General features: G+C 67.8%; 23 protein-coding genes. 3 read left to right on the forward strand and 20 right to left on the reverse strand.

The genetic code is table 11. From position 1 onward, the window contains the following. Positions 1-7 precede the first annotated feature (7 nt). Positions 8-928 (reverse strand): hypothetical protein, encoded by a 921-nt coding sequence (locus O5I81_RS14145; protein ID WP_271065504.1) that lies wholly within the window; start codon positions 926-928, stop codon positions 8-10. A gap of 140 nt (positions 929-1,068) precedes the next feature. Here O5I81_RS14145 and trmFO point away from each other — a divergent pair, with 140 nt between their 5' ends. Together trmFO and O5I81_RS14155 are read left to right on the forward strand one after the other, a co-directional pair. Beyond that, complete coding sequence (gene trmFO, locus O5I81_RS14150; RefSeq protein ID WP_271065505.1) at positions 1,069-2,466, forward strand: methylenetetrahydrofolate--tRNA-(uracil(54)-C(5))-methyltransferase (FADH(2)-oxidizing) TrmFO; 1,398 nt, start codon at positions 1,069-1,071, stop codon at positions 2,464-2,466. A gap of 116 nt (positions 2,467-2,582) precedes the next feature. Next, positions 2,583-4,610, forward strand: coding sequence for a S9 family peptidase (locus O5I81_RS14155; protein ID WP_271069036.1), 2,028 nt, complete (start codon positions 2,583-2,585; stop codon positions 4,608-4,610). Between the two features lie 4 nt (positions 4,611-4,614). Here the strand turns inward: O5I81_RS14155 and O5I81_RS14160 are convergent, their stop codons facing one another. The 6 genes from O5I81_RS14160 to yajC all read right to left on the reverse strand — a co-directional run bounded on the left by O5I81_RS14160 (position 4,615) and on the right by yajC (position 9,298). Then, positions 4,615-5,265 (reverse strand): squalene/phytoene synthase family protein, encoded by a 651-nt coding sequence (locus O5I81_RS14160; RefSeq protein ID WP_271069037.1) that lies wholly within the window; start codon positions 5,263-5,265, stop codon positions 4,615-4,617. Between the two features lie 61 nt (positions 5,266-5,326). Continuing rightward, positions 5,327-5,935, reverse strand: coding sequence for a urate hydroxylase PuuD (locus tag O5I81_RS14165; RefSeq protein WP_271065506.1), 609 nt, complete (start codon positions 5,933-5,935; stop codon positions 5,327-5,329). Between the two features lie 71 nt (positions 5,936-6,006). Beyond that, positions 6,007-6,360: an MTH938/NDUFAF3 family protein gene (locus tag O5I81_RS14170; RefSeq protein WP_271065507.1), complete on the reverse strand. Its 354-nt coding sequence runs from the start codon at positions 6,358-6,360 to the stop codon at positions 6,007-6,009. 5 nt (positions 6,361-6,365) lie between these two features. Further along, positions 6,366-7,352 (reverse strand): protein translocase subunit SecF, encoded by a 987-nt coding sequence (gene secF / locus O5I81_RS14175; protein ID WP_271065508.1) that lies wholly within the window; start codon positions 7,350-7,352, stop codon positions 6,366-6,368. 12 nt (positions 7,353-7,364) lie between these two features. Further along, positions 7,365-8,954: a protein translocase subunit SecD gene (gene secD / locus O5I81_RS14180; RefSeq protein WP_271065509.1), complete on the reverse strand. Its 1,590-nt coding sequence runs from the start codon at positions 8,952-8,954 to the stop codon at positions 7,365-7,367. Between the two features lie 47 nt (positions 8,955-9,001). Further along, the gene (gene yajC / locus O5I81_RS14185; RefSeq protein ID WP_271065510.1) at positions 9,002-9,298 is read right to left on the reverse strand and encodes a preprotein translocase subunit YajC; all 297 of its coding nucleotides are present in this window, start codon (positions 9,296-9,298) and stop codon (positions 9,002-9,004) included. A gap of 159 nt (positions 9,299-9,457) precedes the next feature. Between yajC and O5I81_RS14190 the strand changes: the two genes are divergently transcribed. Next, positions 9,458-10,291 (forward strand): ATP-binding protein, encoded by an 834-nt coding sequence (locus O5I81_RS14190; protein WP_271065511.1) that lies wholly within the window; start codon positions 9,458-9,460, stop codon positions 10,289-10,291. Here the strand turns inward: O5I81_RS14190 and O5I81_RS14195 are convergent. The 13 genes from O5I81_RS14195 to O5I81_RS14255 form a co-directional block, all read right to left on the reverse strand. Next, positions 10,288-11,877, reverse strand: coding sequence for a peptidoglycan DD-metalloendopeptidase family protein (locus O5I81_RS14195; protein WP_271065512.1), 1,590 nt, complete (start codon positions 11,875-11,877; stop codon positions 10,288-10,290). The genes O5I81_RS14190 and O5I81_RS14195 overlap by 4 nt on opposite strands. A 90-nt stretch (positions 11,878-11,967) precedes the next feature. Then, entirely contained in the window at positions 11,968-12,627 is a 660-nt protein-coding gene (locus O5I81_RS14200) for a protein-L-isoaspartate(D-aspartate) O-methyltransferase (RefSeq protein ID WP_271065513.1), read from the reverse strand. After that, a complete protein-coding gene (surE, locus tag O5I81_RS14205; protein ID WP_271065514.1) occupies positions 12,628-13,410 on the reverse strand; it encodes a 5'/3'-nucleotidase SurE in 783 nt (260 codons plus the stop codon). Then, the gene (gene serS / locus O5I81_RS14210; protein ID WP_271065515.1) at positions 13,410-14,714 is read right to left on the reverse strand and encodes a serine--tRNA ligase; all 1,305 of its coding nucleotides are present in this window, start codon (positions 14,712-14,714) and stop codon (positions 13,410-13,412) included. The genes surE and serS overlap by 1 nt, the downstream gene beginning before the upstream one ends. A gap of 442 nt (positions 14,715-15,156) precedes the next feature. Next, on the reverse strand, positions 15,157-15,990 hold the full coding sequence (gene panB, locus O5I81_RS14215) for a 3-methyl-2-oxobutanoate hydroxymethyltransferase (RefSeq protein WP_271065516.1): 834 nt from the start codon (positions 15,988-15,990) through the stop codon (positions 15,157-15,159). A gap of 2 nt (positions 15,991-15,992) precedes the next feature. Further along, entirely contained in the window at positions 15,993-16,376 is a 384-nt protein-coding gene (locus tag O5I81_RS14220) for a hypothetical protein (RefSeq protein WP_271065517.1), read from the reverse strand. Beyond that, a complete protein-coding gene (locus tag O5I81_RS14225) occupies positions 16,369-16,944 on the reverse strand; it encodes an RNA polymerase sigma factor (protein ID WP_271065518.1) in 576 nt (191 codons plus the stop codon). Before O5I81_RS14225 ends, O5I81_RS14220 begins: the two co-directional genes overlap by 8 nt. 36 nt (positions 16,945-16,980) lie before the next feature. Further along, the gene (locus O5I81_RS14230; protein WP_271065519.1) at positions 16,981-17,361 is read right to left on the reverse strand and encodes a DUF6249 domain-containing protein; all 381 of its coding nucleotides are present in this window, start codon (positions 17,359-17,361) and stop codon (positions 16,981-16,983) included. A gap of 132 nt (positions 17,362-17,493) precedes the next feature. Further along, complete coding sequence (locus O5I81_RS14235) at positions 17,494-17,787, reverse strand: hypothetical protein (protein WP_271065520.1); 294 nt, start codon at positions 17,785-17,787, stop codon at positions 17,494-17,496. Continuing rightward, positions 17,784-18,302, reverse strand: a complete 519-nt coding sequence (locus tag O5I81_RS14240; RefSeq protein ID WP_271065521.1) for an RNA polymerase sigma factor — start codon at positions 18,300-18,302, stop codon at positions 17,784-17,786. Before O5I81_RS14240 ends, O5I81_RS14235 begins: the two co-directional genes overlap by 4 nt. Before the next feature lie 3 nt (positions 18,303-18,305). After that, positions 18,306-18,740 carry a hypothetical protein gene (locus tag O5I81_RS14245; protein ID WP_271065522.1) on the reverse strand — a complete coding sequence of 145 codons (435 nt, stop codon included), beginning with the start codon at positions 18,738-18,740 and terminating at the stop codon, positions 18,306-18,308. A gap of 92 nt (positions 18,741-18,832) precedes the next feature. After that, positions 18,833-20,173, reverse strand: a complete 1,341-nt coding sequence (locus tag O5I81_RS14250) for a HAMP domain-containing sensor histidine kinase (protein ID WP_271065523.1) — start codon at positions 20,171-20,173, stop codon at positions 18,833-18,835. Next, complete coding sequence (locus tag O5I81_RS14255; protein ID WP_271065524.1) at positions 20,170-20,880, reverse strand: response regulator transcription factor; 711 nt, start codon at positions 20,878-20,880, stop codon at positions 20,170-20,172. Before O5I81_RS14255 ends, O5I81_RS14250 begins: the two co-directional genes overlap by 4 nt. Positions 20,881-20,951: the final 71 nt, after the last annotated feature.

The following is a 20,951-nucleotide window of genomic DNA, read 5'->3' on the forward strand; positions in this document are numbered from 1 at the left end:
ACGCGGTTCAGAAGGTCTCTTCGTTGCTTGTGCCCAGTTGGCCATAGGCCTCGGCCCAGGGCGCGGTCTGCACGACCGTCAGATAGCTCTGGAAGATCGAGGCCAGCGTGATCCAGACCACGGCGATCGGCCACAGGGACTTGATCTTCTCGGGCGTGAAGAAGGCTCCCGGATCCTCGCTGGCCAGGGCCTGGAACATCCCGGTCGAGGCCATCACCGCCAGGATGGAGCCGCCGACGACCACCCCGACCACAATGGCCAGCAGCAGGCTGATGATGAAGTTGATCAGGCCGACCAGGAACAGGCCGAAGGCATGTCCCCGGGTCAGGGACCAGCTCTCGAACAGCAGGAAGCTCTTGCGCTCCCAGCTCATCGCCAGGCCCAGCGAGAAGCGCAGCCCGCCCCAGACCAGGACACCCAGCGCCGCCAGCCCCAGGACGATCGCGACCGGCAGGGTGGCGCTCTCGGAAATCTGGTGCGCGATCAGGGCCAGGACGGCGACGAGCCCGGCCAGGAGGCCCGCGGCCATGAGCAGGAGGACAGCGTAGACGATGGTGACCACCACCAGCATGACCTCGGCCATGCTCACCCGCATATAGAACCAGGACTTCTCCTCGGGCTTCAACATGGCCCGGAACAGCGCGCCGGTCGTAAGCCCGTAGGCCAGCAGGGCGGCGATCCAGGTGAGCGGGGTCACCGTATTCATCTGGGCGGAGAGCATCATGATCTGCTCGGGGTCGGGATCAGTATTGTTCTGCACCCCGGCCACAGCCAGATCGAAGAACTGCAGCAGGGCCGGCAGGATCAGCAGCATCGGCCCGACCGACAGGAGCATGGTGACCAGCCCCCAGATGATGGGCGGCAGAGGCTTGCGTCCGATGACTCCAAAGCCCGCAAAGGCCGCCTTGCCGATATCCAGTTGAGCCATGTTCGCCTCCCCCGAGGGTGTTCATCCGCCGGCAACCACACCACAGGCCAGACCATCACGCCACCCCAAAGCGAACCGGGGCGGCGGGCGGCTTCCCAAATCTGTTTCGTCGGCGGCGATTGGCGACTATCTGTCCGCCCATGACGACAAAACCCATCCATGTGATCGGCGGCGGACTGGCCGGCTCCGAAGCGACCTGGCAGATCGCCCGGACCGGCGTTCCGGTCGTGCTGCACGAGATGCGCCCGGTGCGCGGCACCGACGCCCACCAAACCGATGGGCTGGCCGAACTGGTCTGTTCCAACAGCTTCCGCTCCGACGACTGGCGGTTCAACGCCGTCGGCCTGCTGCATGCCGAGATGCGGCGCTGCGATTCCATCATCATGGCCTGCGGCGATGCCCATCAGGTGCCGGCCGGCGGGGCCCTGGCTGTCGACCGCGACGGCTTCTCGGCGGCCGTGACGGCGAAGCTGGAAGCCCATCCGCTGGTCACCATCGCGCGCGAGGAAGTGGCCGGCCTGCCGCCCGCCGACTGGGACAGCGTCATCGTCGCCACCGGTCCCCTCACCTCTCCGGCCCTGGCCGAGGCGATCCTGTCGCTCACCGGCGAGGACAGCCTGTCCTTCTTCGACGCCATCGCGCCGATCATCCATCTTGAATCCATCGACATGGACATCGCGTGGCGCCAGTCGCGCTACGACAAGGAAGGCCCGGGCGGCGACGCGGCCGCCTACATCAACTGCCCGATGGACAAGGCGCAGTACGAGGCCTTCATCGACGCCCTGCTGAACGGGCCCAAGGCCGAGTTCAAGGACTGGGAGCATGTTCCCTATTTCGACGGCTGCCTGCCGATCGAAGTGATGGCCGAGCGGGGCCGCGAGACCCTGCGCCACGGGCCGATGAAGCCGGTCGGCCTGACCAACCCGCGCGACCCGCTGGTCAAGGCCCACGCCATCGTGCAACTGCGCCAGGACAACGCGCTGGGCACCCTGTGGAACATGGTGGGCTTCCAGACCAAGCTGAAGCACGGCGCCCAGGCCGAGGTGTTCCGAATGATCCCGGGCTTGCAGGACGCGCAGTTCGCGCGGCTGGGCGGCCTGCACCGCAACACCTTCCTCAACAGCCCGCGCCTGCTCGACGAGCAGCTGCGCCTGCGGGCCGACAAACGCCTGCGCTTCGCCGGCCAGGTGACCGGCGTCGAGGGCTATGTCGAAAGCGCCGCCATCGGCCTGCTGACCGGCCGGCTGGCCGCGGCGGAACGGATTGGCGCGCCGATCCAGACGCCGCCCGAAACCACGGCGCTCGGCGCCCTTGCCGCCCACATCACCGGCGGCCACATGGTCGACGGCAAGGGCAGCTTCCAGCCGATGAACATCAACTACGGCCTGTTGCCGCCCATGGAGGCCCCGAAGAAGGGCCCGGACGGCGAGAAGATCCCGCTGAAGGAACGCGGCCGGGCCAAGAAGCAGCTGATGAGCCAGCGGGCGCTGGATGACCTGGACCGATGGATCGGCGCGCGGGCTCTGGCGGCGGAGTAGGCTGGAAACGGCTCCCCGGCGGGTCTAGGTTTCCCGCCAATCACAACGCCTTCCGGGGAACACCCAGTATGAAGATCGCCTTCCGCCTGCTGGCCGGCGCCGCGCTCGCCGCCACCATGGTCGTCGGAGCTGTCGAAGCCCGCCCGTTCACGCCCAAGGACATGGTCACCCTTGACCGGGTCAGCGACCCGCGCGTCTCGCCCGACGGCCGCTGGGTGGTCTACAGCCTGCGGACCATGGACTACGACGCCAACAAGGCCTCGATGTCCCTGTGGCTGATCGACCTGAAGGCCAGGGACGGCAAGCCGACCCGTCTGGCCGCCTCGGACGGCGGGGCGACCTCGCCGCGCTGGTCGGGCGACAGCAAGGCCATCTACTTCGCCTCCGGCCGCGCCGGCGGGACCGACCAGGTGTTCAAGCTGGATGTGGCCAGCGGCGCGGTCACCCAGGTGACCAACCTGCCGCTGGATGTCGGCGCCTTCGCCGTGTCGCCGGACGGCAAGACGGTCGTGGTGTCGCTCAGCGTCGACGCGGAATGCCCGGATATCCTGTGCAAGAAGAAGATGCCCGAGGACCTGACGCCCAAGTCGAACGGCGTGGTCTACGACCGTCTGTTCATTCGCCACTGGGACGCCTGGGCCGACGGCAAGCGCAACAGCCTGTTCGCCCTGTCGCTGGGTCCCGACGGCAAGGCCGCCCCGGCCGAGCAGGCCGTCCACCTGATGCGGAGCGTCGATGGCGACGCGCCGTCCAAGCCCTTCGGCGACGACAGCGAATTCACCTTCACCCCCGACTCGAAGTCGGTCGTCTACAGCGTCCGCATCGCCGGCAAGACCGAGCCCTGGTCGACCAACTTCGACCTCTGGCAGGTTCCTCTCAGCGGCGAGGGCGCGGCCAACCTGACGCAGGCCAACAAGGCCTGGGACACCGGCGCGGTCTTCTCGCCGGACGGCAAGACCATGGCCTACCGCGCCATGAAGCGGCCCGGCTTCGAGGCCGACCGCTGGCAGATCGTGCTGCGTGACGTGGCCACCGGCCAGACCCGCGAGCTGGCCGCCGGCTGGGACCGCTCGGCCGACACCCTTGCCTGGGCTCCGGACGGCAAGAGCCTCTATGTCACGGCCCAGGACATCGGCCAGACCCGCCTGTTCGCCATCGACGCCAGGACCGGCAAGGTCACGGCCAAGACCGGCGCCGGCCATGTCAGCGCCTTCAGCCTGACCCCCACGGGCGCCGTCTATGCCCAGGACCAGCTGGACGCCCCGGCCCAGCTGTGGGTGCAGGACTTCAAGGCCAAGGCCATGCCGCGGCCGATCACCGACGTGAACGCCGCCCAACTCAAGGACGTCGACTGGGGCGCCTACGAGCAGTTCGAGTTCGCCGGCTGGAACAATGAGACGGTGCGCGGCTATCTGGTGAAGCCCGCCAACTTCGATCCCGCCAAGAAGTATCCGGTCGCCTTCCTGATCCACGGTGGGCCGCAGGGGTCGTTCGGCAACCTGTTCCACTACCGCTGGAACGCCCAGACCTACGCCTCTCGTGGCTATGCGGTGGTGATGATCGATTTCCACGGCTCGACCGGCTATGGCCAGGGCTTTACCGACGCCATCAGCCAGCACTGGGGCGACCGCCCGCTGGAAGACCTGCAGAAGGGCTGGGACCACGCCCTGACCAAGTACAGCTTCCTCGACGGCGACCGGACCTGCGCGCTGGGCGGGTCGTACGGCGGCTTCATGATCAACTGGATCGCCGGAAATTGGGCCAAGCCCTGGAAGTGCCTGGTCAACCACGACGGCATCTTCGACGCCCGCTTCATGGGCTATTCGACCGAGGAGTTGTGGTTCAGCGAATGGGAAAACGGCGGCACGCCGTATGACCCGAACACCACCTACGACAGGTTCAACCCGTCCAACCACGTCAAGGACTGGAACACCCCGATGCTGGTGGTCCATGGCGGCAAGGACTACCGCGTGCCGCTCGAGGAAGGCATCGCCACCTTCACCGCCCTGCAGCGCAAGGGCGTGCCCAGCAAGTTCCTCTACTTCCCGGAGGAGAACCACTGGGTGCTGAAGGCGCAGAACTCGGTGCAGTGGCACGACGAGGTGCTGGGCTGGCTGGACGAGTGGACGGCGGAGAAGAAGTAGGCGGCTACAGCCGGCCCGTCAGGACCGCCCAGGTGATCCGGAGCCGCTTGCCCAGCGGCCCCGGCTTGCCACGCGCTGCATAGACCCTGGCCAGCGCCGCGTGGGCGACCGCCGGGAAGGCGTCGGTGGGCAGCGTGGCGAGCGCCGTCCGCCCGCGCTTCAGCACATCGCCGACCGCCGCCCGGTCCGCCTGTCCCGAACGCGCCAGATGCAGCGCCCGCGCCGCGTCGGCCACCTGTTCGACCCGGGCGTCCGGATGCAGGCGCAGGGCGGCCAGGGCCATGACGACGCCGTCGGTCTCGTCGATGCGGGCCAGCAGCGCCTCGTCGTCGGCGGGCGGCGCCAGGGCGTCGATATAGCGGTCTGGCAGGCCGGCGACCGTATCCATGGGAAACCGGGCGGCCTTGAGCCCTTCCAGCACGGCGTGGCCGCGCGTGTCGCCACGGGCCATCAGACCCTCCAGCGCCTCTCGCCACCAGGCCAGGCGCATCTCGCCGACCAGCGGATCGCGCACCTTACGCCCCACGGCCGACAGTTCGTTGTCGAGGCTGTAGAGGGCGACCAGATCGGCGCGCGCCGCCGGATCAGCGGCGAAGCGGCTGGACAGCCAGCGATCGGGGTCCTTGTCGGCGAGGATGGCGTCGAGGTCTTGCATGAGGTCCACGAAAAAGGGCCCGCCGTCGCCGGCGGGCCCCTCTCTTAGCTCAAGCCGATGATCAGCCGAAGATGGTCTGGCTCATGGTCATGGTGACCAGCATCGGGATCGACAGCAGGGTGTTGGTCCGCGAGAACAGCATGGCCTTCTTGCCGGCCGCCGCCTTGGCGTCGGCGTCGAAGCCTTCCTTGATGCCCAGCGCAATCTTCTGCGCCGGCCAGATGAAGGCCCAGACGTTGAAGAACATGATCGTCGCCAGCCACATGCCGATGCCGAGCAGGATGTGGCCCGGGTTGCCGAAGTTCTCGGTCGCGCCCAGCGTGAAGGTCTCGACCAGGTAGCCGCGATGGAAGGCCAGAGCCACACCGATCACCCAGGTGGCCAGGGCCGCCCAGCGGAACCAGAACAGCGCTTCGGGCGCGATGTACTTGCTGACCGCCGGTTTCAGCTCGGCCGGGATCTGCGGCATGACGCGGATCTGCACGAAGTTGAAGTAGTACAGCAGGCCGATCCACAGGATGCCGGCGAGGACGTGCAGCCAGCGCAGCGTGGCGATGGCGAAATCGGCGGCCGTGCCCTGGTTCGCCGCGAAGTAGGCGTAGACCATGACAAGGGCCAGCACGAAGCTGACGATGATAGTGTTTCGGAAATTGGACAGCAGCGCCGTCATTGTTCGAGCCCCTCGAAAAGTCCTACCCAGGGGCTCAGCTATAGGCCGGTTCGGCCGGACCTGCCAAGACTTCAGACGGCGATGAGCGCCGCGGCCATCCGCCGGCCTTCGGAGGCCAGCACATTGTAGCTGCGCGCCGCCGCCTCGCTGGACATGAATTCCAGGCCCAGCCCCCTGGCGCGAAGCCCTTCGCGAATCTCGCGGGGCGGCAGGGCCTGGTTGAGGCCGGTGCCGAGCAGCACGAACTCCACCGCCGAACCGGCCGCGAACACCGGGGCGAAGGCGTCCAGGGCAAGATCGCCCAGGCTGGCCACCGACCAGTCCTGGGCGACATCGTCGAGGATCAGCAACGATCCGGGCCGCCAGAGGCCGGCGACCCGAAAGCCGCCGCCGCCCCAGGCGTCGATGGAGGGCGCCTGCCGCATGGACCCTACGCCCGCGACGCCGGTCCCAGGATCTGGACTTCGGCTTCCGTGTCTTCCTTACGCTTGCCGCCATTCCACAGAAGGATGATCGGGGCCGCGACATAGATCGACGAGTAGGTGCCGAGCGCGATCCCGAAGATCATGATGATCGAGAAGCCGTACAGCGCATCGCCGCCGAAGACGGCCAAGCCGCCCAGGGCGATGATGGCGGTCAGGCCGGTGATCACCGTGCGCGACAGGGTCTCGTTGATCGACAGGTCGATGATCTCGCGCATCGGCATCTTCTTGTACTTGCGCATGTTCTCGCGCAGGCGGTCAAAGACCACGACGGTGTCGTTCATCGAGTAGCCGATGATGGTCAGGATGGCCGCCACGGTCGTCAGGCTGAATTCCAGCTTGAAAACGGCAATCATGCCGAAGGTCAGAAAGACGTCGTGGAACAGGGCCACGACGGCCCCGAGCCCGAACTGCAGTTCGAAGCGGAACCAGATGTAGAGCAGCATCAGGCCGATCGCCGCCAACAGGGCGATGATACCGCCGGTGAACAGCTCGCTGGAGACCTTGGGCCCGACCACCTCGGTGCGGGTGAAGGCCTTGTCGTCGACGCCGGCGACCTTCTCGATCGCCGCCTTGACCTGCTCGACCTTCTGGGCCGGGTTCTCACCGGGTTCGAAGCGGGTCGAGACGTGCCGGGCGCCGGACGGGTCGTCCGGGGTGGCGAAACCCTGGACCTGCGGATCGCCGACGCCCTGGGCGGCGAGGGCCTGGCGGATGGCGCCGAGGTTGGCCGGTCCAGGCGTCGAAAACTCAAGCAGGGTGCCGCCCTTGAAGTCGATGCCGCAGTTCAAACCTCCACAGGGAGGAGTCGCCGGATAGATGGCCATGAACAGCGAACCGATCGCCAGCAGGATGGAGATGGCGCCCGCGTACTTCGAGAAGGCGACGAACCGGAAGTTGGTCTTGACCGGCAGGATCTTGATGAGAGGCCACATGGTCTTCAGGTCCTAAGCGATCGGCAGGGTCTTGGGACGCGCGGTGCGATACCACACGGCCAGCAGAACCTGGGTGATGAGCACGGCCGAGAACACCGAGGTGAACACGCCGATCGAGAGGGTCCAGGCGAAGCCGCGGACCGGGCCGGCGCCGGCCGAGAACATGATCGCCGCGGCGATCAGAGTTGTCAGGTTGGCGTCGATGATGGTGACCATGGCCCGCGAGAAGCCCGCGTCCATCGAGGCCAGCAGCGGTCTCCCCGCCCTCACCTCATCTCTCATCCGCTCGTAGATCAACACATTGGCGTCGACCGCGACCGCAAGGGTCAGGATCAGGCCGGCGATGCCAGGCAGGGTCAGGGTGGCCTGGGTCAGGCTCATGGCCCCAACGATCAACATGGCGTTGACGAGCAGGGCGATGATCGACACCCCGCCGAACAGCAGGCCGTAGGTCAGCAGCATGAAGACCAGGATCGAGACGAAGCCGACGGTGGTCGAAAGCTGGCCGGCCTTGACGGCGTCCGCCCCCAGCTCAGCCCCGACCGTGCGCTGCTCTTCGACGTTCAGCGGCGCCGGCAGGGCGCCGGCGTTGAGCAGGATCGACATCTCGTTGGCTGTCTGGATCGTGTAGTTGCCGGTGATCTCGCCCGAGCCGCCGGTGATGGCGCTTTGGATATTGGGCGCCGACTGCACGACGCCATCCAGAACGATGGCGAACGGCTTGCCGATGTTCTTCTGGGTCACTGCCGCGAAGCGCTTGGCCCCCTCCCCGTTGAGGCGGAAGGTGACGACGGTCTGGCCGTTCTGGTTGGTGCCGACGCCCGCGTGGGTCAGCATGTCGCCGCTGACCTCGATCCGCTTGCGCAACAGCAGCGCGCCACCGCCCTTCTGGGGCAGAACTTCAGACCCCGGCGGAATGGCGCCCTCGCCGGCCGCGCGGTTGTCATCCGGATCGTCGTTGACCATCTGGAAGGTCAGGCGGGCGGTCTTGCCGATGATGTTCTTGAGCTTTTCCGGATCGCTCTCGCCCGGGGCCTGGACGACGATGCGATTCGTCCCCTGGCGAGTGATCGAGGGCTCCTTGGTGCCCAGTTCGTCGATCCGGCGGCGGACGATCTCGATCGACTGCTCGACGGCGCCCGAAGCGGTCTCGCTGATGGCCGTGTCGGTGTAGGTCAGGCGGATGGCCTGGTCACCCTGGCGGCTGACGTTGATGTCGGCGGTCCCGGCCCGGGTCGGACTGGGGGCCTGCTTGCTCAATTCGACGAAGGCGGCCTGCGCCTTGTCGGCGGGCATCAGGACGATGACGCTCTTGCCGTCCTGCGACACGCCCTGCGGCGGGGTCCCGGCGTTACCCAGGATCCGGCGGACTTCCTCCGACAGGTTGTTGAGCTTCTCCTTCTGCAGCGCGGTCGTATCGACCTCGAGCAGCAGGTAGGAGCCGCCCTGCAGGTCGAGACCCAGGTTCAGCGTGCTCTTGGGCAGGAAGCCCGGCATGCCGGCCCGGACGTTGGCCGGCAGCACGTTGGGCAGGGCGAACAGCAGGCCGAAGAGCACTGTCGCGACGACGACAATGATCTTCCAGCGGGACAACTGCATCATGGCGGTGGAATTCCTCGCGAGCTTTTCGGGACGCCTCTAGGAGGCGATCAGCTCTTGGCGTCGTTGGCGGGGGCGGGTTCGCCCTTGGTGCGGACCACGCCGATCATCGCCTTGACCACCTTGACGGTGACGCCCTGGGCGATCTCGACGCCGACTTCCTTGTCCTCGACGCGGACGACCTTACCGACCAGGCCGCTCGACAGCTCGATCATGTCGCCGCGCTTGACGTTGGCGATCATCGCCTGATGTTCCTTGGCGCGCTTCTGCTGGGGCCGGATGATCATGAAATAGAACAACGGGACCATCAGCAGCAACGGCGCCAGTTGCATAAGACCTTCGGGCATTTCGACTCCAGTGTAACGGTGCGGCGCAGGCCCCGAGGGCGCGCCGGTTTCAGGTCGGCGGAAACTAGGGCTTGACCCTGCTCATTGCAATGAGCGGCCCGAACACAGGCGAGGCCTGTGGCTTTTCGCCGTCACAGTCCGCTAGAAGCGGTCCTGAAAATGACCGACCTGACGCCTCTCCTGACCCGCATCGCCGACGCCCTTGACCGTCTGGTCCCCGCCGCGCCGGCCGAGGCCGACTTCGCGGCCGCCCGGCTGTTCCGCCATGATCCGGCCAGAGCCGCCTTCCTGCCGGCCCCCGACTACCCCCTGCCGCTGGACCTGCTGGTCGGCGTGGATCGCCAGAAGGCCCGGTTTGTCGAGAATCTGGGCCGCTTCGCCCGCGGCCTGCCGACCAACCACGCCCTGCTGTGGGGCGTGCGCGGCACCGGCAAGAGCAGCCTGGCCAAGGCCGCGTTCATGGCCGCGGTCAGCGACTATCCGGCCCTCAAGCTGGTCGAGGTCGATCGCGACGAGGTCACCGCCCTGCCCGCCCTGTTCGATCTGTTGCGGGGCCGGCCCGAGCGCTTCGTGGTGCTGTGCGACGACCTGTCGTTCGAGGACGGGGCGGCGGCGGCCAAGGCGCTGAAGTCGGCCCTGGAGGGCGGCGTCGCCGGGCCGCCGGAGAATGTGCTGTTCGTGGCCACCTCGAATCGCCGCCACCTGATGCCGCGCGACCATGCCGAGGGCCGGGGTCTGATCGCCGCATCCGAGGACGCCGAGGAAGAGGTCAGCGTCTCCGACCGGTTCGGGCTCTGGGTCGGCTTCCCGCCGATGGACCAGGCGGCCTATCTGGAGGCGGTGCGGTCCTATGCCGGCCGGTTCGATCTGCGCGCGAAGGACCTGGATCGCCGCGCGTTGCAGTGGGCCCAAGCGCGCGGCTCCCGCTCGGGCCGCGTCGCCTGGCAGTTCATCCGCGACCTGGCCGGTGAGCTCGGAAAGCCCCTCCCCTAGCGGGGAAGGACGATCTGTGGGTCGATCGCCCGGGCCTTGTACTTGGCCGAGGGCGAGTGGCGAACCTCGAAGTGCAGCTGGGGCTTGGGCGCGTCGCCGCTCTGGCCGACGACGCCGATCTTCTGACCGCGGCTGACCCGCTGGTCCATGCTGACATCGGCGGAGCGCAGGTTGGCGTAGACTGTCGCCCAGCCATCGGCATGGATGACGATGACCGTCAGACCCGAGTTCGGCAGGTCGTTGGCCAGCTTGACGATGCCGTCCGCGGCGGCGACCACCGGCGTGCCGGCCGCCGCGCCGATGTCGACGCCGTCATTCCGCTGCATGGGCCCCCGGGGCCCGTAGGGCGAAATGATTGTCCCGCGCACCGGCCACTGGAAGCGGCCGGCCGCCATGCGCGCGTAGTCGGCGTCGGTGTACGACGGCGGCTTGTCGTCCGGCATCAGCGGCGGCAGCGGCTTGGATGAGGGCGGCGGGGCCACTGGCTGTTGCACCGGTGGTTTGTAGACCGGCGGCTTGACCACCGGCGGCGTGGCGACGACCGGCGGTGTCGTGACGGGCGGCTTCACGGCCGGGGGCTTGCTGGCCGGCGGCCTGGCCGGGGGCAGTTGACTGGGGGCGGTCTGAACCGGCGGGCGTTCGACCGGCGGCTGCTGCACGGGCGGCAGGGCGCGCGGATCATACGGCGTCTCGACCGGCGGACGCGAGGACGGCGGCATGCGCGGATCGTCTGGCACATAGGTCGGCTGCGGGGCCGTCGGTTGCGGACGCGGACGCGGCGGAGCCGGCGCGTCGACCGTCACCGAGACCGTCTTCTTGACCGGACCGCTGTCCTTGAAGCCCTGCGGCAGGCGCAGCTTCTGGCCCTTCTTGATGGCGGCCTTGGTGGTCAGGTTGTTCTCTTCGGCCAGGGCCGCGACCTTGACGTTGAAGCGCTTGGCGACGGCGGTGAGGGTGTCGCCGCTCTCGACCACATAGGCCTTGCCCTTGCTGGCCGGGCCTTTCAGCACCTGGCCGGGCTTCAGAAGGAAGGGCTCCTTCAGCTTGTTGTCGTCGGCCAGCTGCTTGCGGGTGGTGCCCAGTTCGCGGGCCACGGCGTCGAGGCCCTGGCCCGACTTGACCGTCCAGGTCTTCGGCTTGCCGTCGACGGCGATGACCTTGCCGGCGACGGTGACGACGGTGCGGTTTTCAGTGCGCCTGGCCGGCGGGGGGTCGTCCTCGGCGTCGTTCTGGGCCAGCTGGATCGGCGCGGGCGCCTCATAGCGGTCCTGCGCCGGCGGGGCGAGGTTCGAGACCTTGATAATGCCGCCTTCGCTCTGCGGCGGGGCCCAGGCGACATCGCCGGGCTCATCGGCCGGCGCGGCCTCCTCCTCTGCATCGCCCTGCGGCGGAGGGGGCGGCGGCGGCGGCGGCGCATCGCTCTGGCGGATGGCGTAGGCCGGCTTGGGCATCTCGATGGCCGTCGGGCCGGTTCCGGCCTGTTGGCCCTCGACCACGGGATAGCGCGGCGTCGGAGCGGTCGCGCAGGCGGTCAGGGCGGCGGCGCTGGCCGCGAGCAACAGGGCGCGGGTAAAATACTGGGTCATCGCCGCTCTCTTGATCAGTCGAACGACACACCTGGCTTGATGCGCGTTAAGCCTGCGTTAAGCACACGAGGACGCCGACGGTTTTACGGGTCAAAGTTCGCGCGCGACGCCGTCCAGGAGGGGGACGAACCGCACGTCGCACAATGTTTCCCGCAGGAAGCCGCCCGCGCCATCGCCCGCATAGCGGATCAATTGCTGAACAGGCCCCCGGCCCACCGGCGCCACCAGAACCCCGTCCGGTTTCAGTTGCGCGAGGAGTCTTGTCGGCTCTTCGGGCGCCGCTGCTGTGACCATAATGCGGTCAAAAGGCGCCTGCTCCGCCCAGCCCTCTCCGCCGTCGCCGAACTTGGTGATGACGTTGACCAGCTGCAGGGTTTTGAAACGCGCCTCGGCCTCTGCCATCAGGGTGCGGTAGCGTTCGATCGTGTAGACCAGCCGCGACAGCCGGCTGAGGATGGCGGTCTGATAGCCACTTCCCGTGCCGATCTCGAGCACCCGCGACCGGCGATCCAGGGTCAGGGCCTGGGTCATCAGGCCGACGATGTAGGGCTGGCTGATCGTCTGGCCGCAGGCGATGGGCAGGGCTGAATCTTCCCACGACCGCGTCTTGAACAGATCCGGCGTGAAGATCTCGCGCGGCGTCTTCTCCATGGCGCCCAGCACCTTGACGTCGCTCACGCCCTGCTCGCGCAGCGCCAGGATCAGCTTGGCGCGATCCTCACCTTCGTGTTCGGGCGGCGGCTTGGACATTCAGGCTTTCGGCGGCGCTCCGCCCAGCAAGCCCTTGAGCGCATGGACGGTTTCGTTGTGGGTCAGGTCGATATGGAGGGGCGTCACCGAAATGCGACCCTCATAGGTGGCCTTCAGGTCTGTGCCCTCGGCCGGGTTGGACAGCTGGCCGGAGAAGCCCATCCAGTAATAGTCGCGGCCGCGCAGGTCGGTGCGGCGCTCGGCCTTGCGGATGTGCATGTCGCGGAAGCCCTGGCGCGTCACCTCGACGGCGGTCACCTCTTCCGGCGGCCGGGAGGGGAAGTTGACGTTCATGATGACGTCCTTCGGCCAGCCGACTTCCAGCAGGCGTTTGACGATGCCCGGGCCGTAGGTCTCGGCGGTCTCCCAGAAGGGAATGACCTCGTCGTGGAAGGCCAGCATCGACTGCGACAGGGCGATCGAGGGAATGCCCAGCGCCATGCCCTCGATTGCGCCCGCGACGGTGCCGGACATGGTGACGTCCTCGGCGATGTTCTGGCCGCGATTGACCCCCGACAGCACCAGGTCGGGCGGGGCGCCCTCGACCAGGTTGCGGATGCCCAGCATGACGCAGTCGGTCGGCGTGCCGGTCACCGCCCATTTGCGCTCGGCGACTTTGCGGACCCTCAGCGGATCGGCCAGGGTCAGGGCCCGGCTGGCCCCGGACTGCTCGTACTCCGGCGCGACGACCCAGACGTCGTCGGTCAGGACGCGGGCGATCTTCTCGAGGCACTCGAGGCCCTCGGCGTGGATGCCGTCGTCGTTGGTCAGCAGGATGCGCATCAGGCCGCTTCGATATGCTTGAGGCCGCCCATGTAGGGCTGCAGCACGTCCGGGATGGCGATGCGGCCGTTCTCGTCCTGATAGTTCTCCATCACCGCCACCAGGGTGCGGCCGACGGCCAGGCCCGAGCCGTTGAGGGTGTGGACGAAGCGGGTGCCCTTCTCGCCGGCCTTCTTGGTCCGGGCGTCCATGCGCCGGGCCTGGAAGTCGCCGCAGTTGGAGCAGCTCGAGATTTCGCGGTAGGTGTTCTGCGACGGCAGCCAGACCTCGAGGTCATAGGTCTTGCGGGCCGTGAAGCCCATGTCGCCGGTGCACAGCAGCATGGTGCGGAACGACAGGCCAAGCTTCTTGAGGATGCCCTCGGCGCAGCCAACCATCCGCTGGTGCTCGTCTTCCGACTGCTCCGGCGCGGTGATCGACACCAGCTCGACCTTGTAGAACTGGTGCTGGCGGATCATGCCGCGGGTGTCGCGACCGCTGGCGCCGGCTTCCGAGCGGAAGCTGGGGGTCAGGGCGGTCATCCGCAGGGGCAGTTCTTCCTCGGCAAGGATCTGCTCGCGGACGATGTTGGTCAGCGAGACCTCGGCGGTGGGGATCAGCCAGCGACCGTCGGTGGTGTGGAACAGGTCTTCCTCGAACTTGGGAAGCTGGCCGGTGCCGAACACCGCTTCGTCGCGCACCAGCAGCGGCGGGCTGATTTCCGTATAGCCGTTCTCGGTCGTCTGCACGTCGATCATGAACTGGCCAAGCGCCCGTTCCAGCCGCGCCAGTTGACCCTTGATGACCACGAACCGCGAGCCGCTCATGCGGGCGGCGGCCTCGAAATCCATGCCGCCGAGCGCCGCGCCGAGATCGACGTGGTCGCGGGCGTTGTTGAGGCGCACGGGGTCGCCGTGACGGCGCTGTTCGACGTTGCCGGTCTCGTCCTCGCCAGCCGGGACCTGGGCGTCCGGAATGTTGGGCAGGCTGGCGAGCAGGTGACGAAGGTCGAGGTCCGCCATCTGGGCATTGTGTCGCGCTGCGTCTTCGCCGCCCTTCAGGTTCTCGACCTCGGCCAGCAGTCGTTGCGCTTCCGCTTCGTCTTTACGCCCCTTTGCCTGACCAATTTGCTTGGACAGGGCGTTCCGAGCGGTTTGGTCCGCTTGGAGGTCGCTCGTCGCCTGACGCAATTGCGCATCCAGTTCGAGCACTTTGGCAACCGTCTCTTCCGCAGCCGCGCGCGCTTCTGCCGTCGATCCGGAACGCGCTGCCCAGCCAGCAACAAAAGCGGCGGGGTTCTCGCGGATGGCTCGGATGTCGTGCATGGCTCTGGCGGGGCTGGGATGGAAGCGGAACTGTCTAGTGTGCGTTGGGCGGAGGGGGAAGGGTCTGACGCGCCGCGACCGACAAATCCGCTCACGCCGCCGGGGTCGGGGTCACCCGGCTATCGAAGCGGCGACCATTATAGCGCGGCCGGCCGACCCACAAAAAAGCCGATGTCGTTCGAAAGCCGGGGAAAACGGGCTGAACCCCAAGGCCTGTGGGTTTTCACGTGGGTGAGGGCCGCCAGATTGTGGCCCGGGGCGTAGGTCAGTGTGTTGGTCGAGGCGCGGGGTTTGTGGGTCGAAAACGCACCGCGGCGACCCACGCCTCCCGCGAGGACTGCGGCGAGGGCCGTTCTGGTCGATGAATATGTCTAGACATATTCATCAAGCCTTTGAACTGATGCGATTTTTCGCCCGAACAGCGCCAGCCCCGTTTAGCAGATCAGGAGGAGCCCTTCTTCGCGAAGTAGGTCTCCGCATCGCCGGGAAACGTCCGGGCCCGCACCTCGGCCGCGTACTTCGCCCCGGCCTCGGCGATGTCGCCGCGCAGGTGGGCGAAGCGGCGCACGAACTTCGGGGTCCAGTCGAACAGGCCCAGCATGTCGTCGGTGACCAGGATCTGGCCGTCGCAACCGGCCGACGCCCCGATGCCGATGGTCGGCGCCGTGATGGCGGCGGTGATGTCGCGGGCCAGCCCTTCAGCCACGCCCTCGACGACGACGGCGAAGGCGCCCGCCTCCGTCGTGGCCGCCGCCTCGGCGAGGATCTGGTTGTGGCTGCCGATGTCCCTGCCCTTGGCCTTGAAGCCGCCATCGACCAGCACCGCCTGCGGCCGCAAGCCGACATGGCCCATGACCGGGATGCCGCGCTGGACCATGTAGTGGATCGTATCGGGCACGGTCGGGCCGCTCTCGACCTTCACCGCCTGGGCCCCCGTCTCCTTCATGATCCGGGCGGCGTTCTCGTAGGCGGTCTCGGCGCTGCCTTCGTAGGACCCGAAGGGCATGTCGATGACCACCATGGCCTTGCGGGCCCCGCGCATGACCGCTTGGCCGTGCAGGATCATCATCTCCATGGTCACGCCGACGGTGTTGGGCAGGCCATGCACCACCATCCCAACACTGTCGCCGACCAGCAGCAGGTCGCAGTGCTCGTCGAGGATCTCGGCGATCGGGGCGGTGTAGGCGGTGAGGCAGACAATGGGCTCGCCGCCCTTGCGGGCGGCGATGTCCGGCGCCGCGAGACGCCGGACGACGTCCTGCCGATGAGACGACAAAGCTAGAACTCCTGCGTGGCCCGCGTAATGGCGAAGCCCAGCGCCATAACACCCAGCGCCGCCGTCATCCACAGAACTTCCGGGCTGACCGGCAGGGCTCCGAGGTTGGAGCTGGCGCTCAGCACCTCGGCGAAGGCCTTGCCCACGGCGCTGGCCTGGGCCGTCGCCTCGCTGCCCGCCGCCTTGAGGAACAGGCCCGCGCCCATCATCTGGCCAACCCCGACGACACCGGCGACGACGCCGGCCCCGCCGATCACCAGCCGCCGCAGCGACCAGCCACGCTCCATCCGCGCCTCCACCTGCCGGGCGAACAGCTCGCCATCGGCGAAATGCGGCGGCTCGGCGAACATGCGGTCGAGGCGCGTTTCGAATTCTAGATCAGACATGATCCTGCCTTTCCGCCTCGCGCCCCGCGCCTTGAGTTGGCGCAAGTCGGATCCGGAGCTTATCCAAACCACGTTTGACATGGGATTTCACTGTCCCCAAGGGGGCCCCGATGGTTTCGGCCGCTTCGGCGTGAGAAAGTCCGGCGCCGTAGCATAGCGACACACACAAACGTTCCTGGTCGGACAGGCTCTTCATGGCCTCGTCCAGATCGATGCGGTCGACGGTGGAGACTTCTCCGCCATGCCCTTCGTCGTCCTGTTCCACTTCTTCGGTCATCCGGCTGTCCTTGCGCCAGCGGCGCACGTACAGCCGGGCGGCGATCCGCTTCACCCAGGCGGCGAAGGTGCCCTCGCCCCGGAATTCCGCGACCCGCTCGAAGGCGGTCAGGAAAGCGTCCTGCGCGATGTCGTCGGCGGTCGAGGGCTGGGCCCCCATCCGCCGCAGCAGGCCCCGGACGGCCGAGCCGTGCCTGCGCACCAGCTCGCCGAAGGCCGCGCGGTCGCCCGCCGCCGCGAGGCTGGCGAGCTCCACATCGTGCAGTCCTGTGACAGCCCTTGCCTGGGCCATGGTTGATCACTCCCCCTTGGAGCTTGCAGCAGCCGTCTAGGACTGCTGGCCCTTGTTGGGGTTGAAGAAGCTGAGGACGACGTAGGTCAGGCCGATGATGGCGGGGATCGCCCCGATGCCGCCCATGACGTGGAAGCCTTCGTCCCATTCGTAGGAGGTGATGTAGCCGAAGGCGCCCAGGCCCAGGCCGACACCGATCCAGATGATGCCGGTGCGCAGGTCGCTGATCGAGCTGGGCGGCAGTTTCACGGTCTTGGTCAGGGCGTCGATGACCTCGGGCGGCATCGGCTGGCCCTTGTCGATCGCCGTGCGCAGCGTGCTCTGCATCTCGCTGCGTTCGCGGGCCTTCAGCCAGTTGGGGACGATGACGATCGCCGCGATCATGGCGAAGAAAGCAATGGGGATCAGCATTTCCATGGTGGTGAACCTTCTCTCGAATCTCTGCGGCGCCGCGCCGTTGCGTGCGCCATCTGATCATGAGAGGCGCGAGGGGGACGCAACGGATGCGGAATTCCGCATGAAATGTTCGTAAGGCGCGAAAGGGCCCCCTCAGGCCTCTCTTGGACGCAGCACCATCTGGCCCATGCCGACCAGGCTGAGCGTCGCGGTCAGCACCGCCACCCCCGTCGCCATCGACTGCGCCGCCGGTTCCAGCACGCTGGCCAGCACGGGCGCCACGGCCCACAGCACCAGGCCGCCGACGATGGCGGCCAGCGCCGCCACCAGCAGCGACTGCTCGAGCTGGCGCCGGGCGATGGCCTTCATGACCGAGGCGTTGAACGACGGCTCGGACGCCGGGCGGGCCGATCTAAGGAAGGCCGCGATCTTGTCATCGGGGGTCATGTACGCTCTCCCAAACTCGCCAGCAGTCTATCGCGTCCGCGCGCCACATGCGACTTCACCGTGCCCAGCGGCAAGCCCAGCGCCTCGGCGGCCTCGCCGTGGCTCCAGCCTTCGGCCAGGCAAAGGGTGACCGCCGCCCGCTGCTCCGGCGACAGCTGGGCCAAAGCTGCCTCCAGCGCCAGCCGCTCTTCCGGCGCGACGCCGTCCGCCGCCGTCTGCACCTCGGTCGCCGCCCAGTCGTTGTCCCGCACCGCCGAGCGCCGCGCCGAACGCGCCGCCGTCTGGGCCTTCTTCCAGGCGATGCCGAACAGCCAGGGGCGGAACCCCGCGTCGTCCCGCAGCCGGTGCAGGCTCGACCAGGCCGTGACCAGGGCCTCCTGGGCAATGTCGTCGGCCTCGGCCCAGCCATGGGCCCGGCGCAGGAAACCGCGCAGGGGCGCCTGGTGGCGCTCGACCAGCCGGGAGAAGGCGGCCTGGGATCCCTCCCGGGCCGCCCTCACCAGTCCCCCGTCCACCGCCTAGTCCCGCCGGGCCATCAGGGTGCTGACCAGGCTCGCCGCGCAGAGGGCGCCCATGACGAAGGCCACGATCACCGCCGCCTCGCCGATGCCCAGCAGGTCGGTCATGGCGGCGTAGCCAAAGCCGAGCGCCAGGGAACCGAACAGCACGACCTGATACCAACCGCGTTCACGGCGATAACGGCTGCGGTAGCGGCGGCGACGGCTGCGATCGTCGTCGTCGTCATCGTCGATGGAAGCGTCCAGGGCGGCGCCGTCCGCCTTGACCTGGGCCAGCAGGTCGGCCGGCGGATCGCGGCCCTGCTCGGCGTAGCTCTTGACGAGGTCGAGGGTGTTCTTGTGCTTCAGGTAGCGCATCCACTGGTCCCAGGCCTGGACCACGAAGAAGCCCAGCGGGAACAACAGCCACCAGTAGGATCGAAACAGGTCTTCCATGTCCTTGCCCTCCAGCCCGGGACGATCATCGCCCGGTTTTGAGGACTAGTCGCCGCCGAACCGCGGCCTGGATGCAGCGCTCGCGAAGAAAACTATCGGGGCAGGATCAGGCGCGCGGTAAGGCCGCCCCCCGGTGTCGGCGCCAGCACGACCTCACCGCCCGAAGCCCTGGCGAGACCGCGAGCGATGGCCAGTCCAAGGCCTGCTCCGCCGGTCTGGCGAGAACGCGAGGTCTCCGCTCTGGTAAACGGCTCGAAGGCCTCGTCGGCGAAGTGCTCCGGAAGGCCGGGCCCGTGATCGACGACATCCAGGGTCCAGGTCGCTTCCGCCGCTGAAAGGGTGATTTCGGCCGCGCCCGCGTACTTCACGGCGTTGTCGATCAGATTTTCGATGACCCGTCGCAGGCCCGCCTCATCCCCCTCAACGATCACTGGCCCAGCGAACAGGCCAGCCGTCACGGCGTCGCCTGCCGCGCGTCGTCCCTCGACCACCTCCTCCAGGAGGCTCGCGATATCTACCGGCGCGGTCGCGGTCGGCCGCTCCTCTCCCCGCGCGACCTGCAGCACATCCTCGATCAGCGCCGACATCTGGCGAATGTCGCGGTCAGCCAGATCGCGCTGGACGGGATCAGCAATCATCGCCGCCCGAATGCGCAGCCGCGTCAGGTAGGTCTTCAGGTCGTGCGCAATGGCCGCCAGCATGCTCAGTCGCTCGGCCATCAGGCCTCGAACTCGCCCCCGCAACCGGTTGAAGGCGGCAGCCACGGACAGGGCCTCCGGCGGACCGGCCTCCGGCATCGGTTCGGCGTCGAGATCAAGCGAGAAACGGTCGGCGCGGTCGGCGATCGCTTGCAGCGGCGCCGCCATGGCGCGGGCAGACCGCCAGATCAGGGCCATGATGGCCAGACCAAAAACGATGTTGGCCGCCAGCAGGACATAGAACATCAGCTGCCTGCGGAGGTTTGTTCCCGCATCGACCATCATCAGGCCACCGCCTCTGAGGTGCACGACGACTGCCGCTTCCCGCCCCCAGCCGCCATTCTCGCGCCGAAACAGGCGCCGCGAGCCCTGACGTACGATCACCTCGACCCGACGCTCTTGCAGGGCAGAGCCATAGAGGGTGGGAGGCGCCGCACCCAGGGTGATCGCCGGCCGCATCCACCCGTCTGGTGGTGATCGATCGATCAGCCGCACGCGGACCTCGTTTGAGGAAAAGGCCCGCAGCAGGCGTTGGCGGTCCGTTGCTGGGGCCGCCGCCTCCAGCGTCTCGGCCATGGCCGCCAGTCGATCGGGGAACGGAAGCCGCCAACGACCGGTGTCCTGGGCGTTCCAGAGCAACACGCCAATCACCCCGATCAACTGCAGTGCGAAGAAGCCGCCAGCCGTCAGCAGGGCTAAACGCGATCCCAAACCCAGGCGCCCACGGCCGGTCACTCAGTCACCACCTCGGCCGCGAACAGATAGCCGCCGTTGCGCACGGTCTTGATGAGTTGCGGCGCGGACGGGTCATCGCCCAGCTTTCGTCTCAGCCTCGATACCTGGATGTCGATCGAACGGTCGTAGGACTCGGCGGCCCGCCCTCTCAGCGCGTCCATGATGTGATCGCGCGACAGCACCTGGCGGGGCCGCTCCAGCAGGACCATCAGCAGGTCATGCTCTCCCGCTGTCAGGATCACCGCCTGGCCGGCGGGATCGGTCAGGTCCCGCGCCCCGACGTCGAGTCGCCAGCCCTCGAAATGGAACACCGGTCGGACCGCCCGGACCGCCCCGCCCTGCCGCGCCCGCAGCACCGCCTTGGCCTGGGCAAGCAGCTCGCGAGGGTGGAACGGTTTGACAATATAGGCGTCCGCGCCGACCTCCAGGCCGATGATCCGATCCATGGCTTCGCCACGCGCAGAGGCGATAATCACCGGGGAGCCATGGTTGGCCTGCAGGCGGCGGCAAAGCGCCAACCCGTCTTCGCCCGGCATCATCACATCCAGCAGCGCAAGGTCCGGCCGCTCGCTCTCGACCAGCCTCCAGAAGGCGCGGGCGTCGGGCGCGGCCTCGGCCCGCCAACCCTCCGCCCGGAACAGGCCGACCATCAGGGCGCGGATCTCCGGGTCGTCCTCGGCGATGTAGACCAGCGGCGTCTGGTTCAAGGGCGGGCCTCCTGCGCCCTTATGACCTCGAAGCGGCAGCCTTCGCCAGACGTTGTTACCCGCTGTTACAC

Source organism: Caulobacter sp. NIBR1757, assembly GCF_027912495.1.
Taxonomy (GTDB): domain Bacteria; phylum Pseudomonadota; class Alphaproteobacteria; order Caulobacterales; family Caulobacteraceae; genus Caulobacter.

Excerpts from the sequence above, each read along its gene's own strand:
- surE (WP_271065514.1), bottom strand. The coding sequence starts at position 13,410 with ATGCGCATCCTGCTGACCAACGACGACGGCATCCACGCCGAGGGCCTC.
- O5I81_RS14155 (WP_271069036.1), top strand. The coding sequence starts at position 2,583 with ATGGTCGTCGGAGCTGTCGAAGCCCGCCCGTTCACGCCCAAGGACATG.
- O5I81_RS14190 (WP_271065511.1), top strand. The coding sequence starts at position 9,458 with ATGACCGACCTGACGCCTCTCCTGACCCGCATCGCCGACGCCCTTGAC.
- trmFO (WP_271065505.1), top strand. The coding sequence starts at position 1,069 with ATGACGACAAAACCCATCCATGTGATCGGCGGCGGACTGGCCGGCTCC.
- O5I81_RS14160 (WP_271069037.1), bottom strand. The coding sequence starts at position 5,265 with ATGCAAGACCTCGACGCCATCCTCGCCGACAAGGACCCCGATCGCTGG.
- O5I81_RS14165 (WP_271065506.1), bottom strand. The coding sequence starts at position 5,935 with ATGACGGCGCTGCTGTCCAATTTCCGAAACACTATCATCGTCAGCTTC.
- O5I81_RS14235 (WP_271065520.1), bottom strand. The coding sequence starts at position 17,787 with ATGACCCCCGATGACAAGATCGCGGCCTTCCTTAGATCGGCCCGCCCG.
- serS (WP_271065515.1), bottom strand. The coding sequence starts at position 14,714 with ATGCACGACATCCGAGCCATCCGCGAGAACCCCGCCGCTTTTGTTGCT.
- secF (WP_271065508.1), bottom strand. The coding sequence starts at position 7,352 with ATGTGGCCTCTCATCAAGATCCTGCCGGTCAAGACCAACTTCCGGTTC.
- O5I81_RS14170 (WP_271065507.1), bottom strand. The coding sequence starts at position 6,360 with ATGCGGCAGGCGCCCTCCATCGACGCCTGGGGCGGCGGCGGCTTTCGG.
- O5I81_RS14230 (WP_271065519.1), bottom strand. The coding sequence starts at position 17,361 with ATGGAAATGCTGATCCCCATTGCTTTCTTCGCCATGATCGCGGCGATC.
- O5I81_RS14245 (WP_271065522.1), bottom strand. The coding sequence starts at position 18,740 with ATGGAAGACCTGTTTCGATCCTACTGGTGGCTGTTGTTCCCGCTGGGC.
- O5I81_RS14225 (WP_271065518.1), bottom strand. The coding sequence starts at position 16,944 with ATGGCCCAGGCAAGGGCTGTCACAGGACTGCACGATGTGGAGCTCGCC.
- O5I81_RS14220 (WP_271065517.1), bottom strand. The coding sequence starts at position 16,376 with ATGTCTGATCTAGAATTCGAAACGCGCCTCGACCGCATGTTCGCCGAG.
- yajC (WP_271065510.1), bottom strand. The coding sequence starts at position 9,298 with ATGCCCGAAGGTCTTATGCAACTGGCGCCGTTGCTGCTGATGGTCCCG.
- O5I81_RS14195 (WP_271065512.1), bottom strand. The coding sequence starts at position 11,877 with ATGACCCAGTATTTTACCCGCGCCCTGTTGCTCGCGGCCAGCGCCGCC.
- secD (WP_271065509.1), bottom strand. The coding sequence starts at position 8,954 with ATGATGCAGTTGTCCCGCTGGAAGATCATTGTCGTCGTCGCGACAGTG.
- O5I81_RS14200 (WP_271065513.1), bottom strand. The coding sequence starts at position 12,627 with ATGTCCAAGCCGCCGCCCGAACACGAAGGTGAGGATCGCGCCAAGCTG.
- O5I81_RS14145 (WP_271065504.1), bottom strand. The coding sequence starts at position 928 with ATGGCTCAACTGGATATCGGCAAGGCGGCCTTTGCGGGCTTTGGAGTC.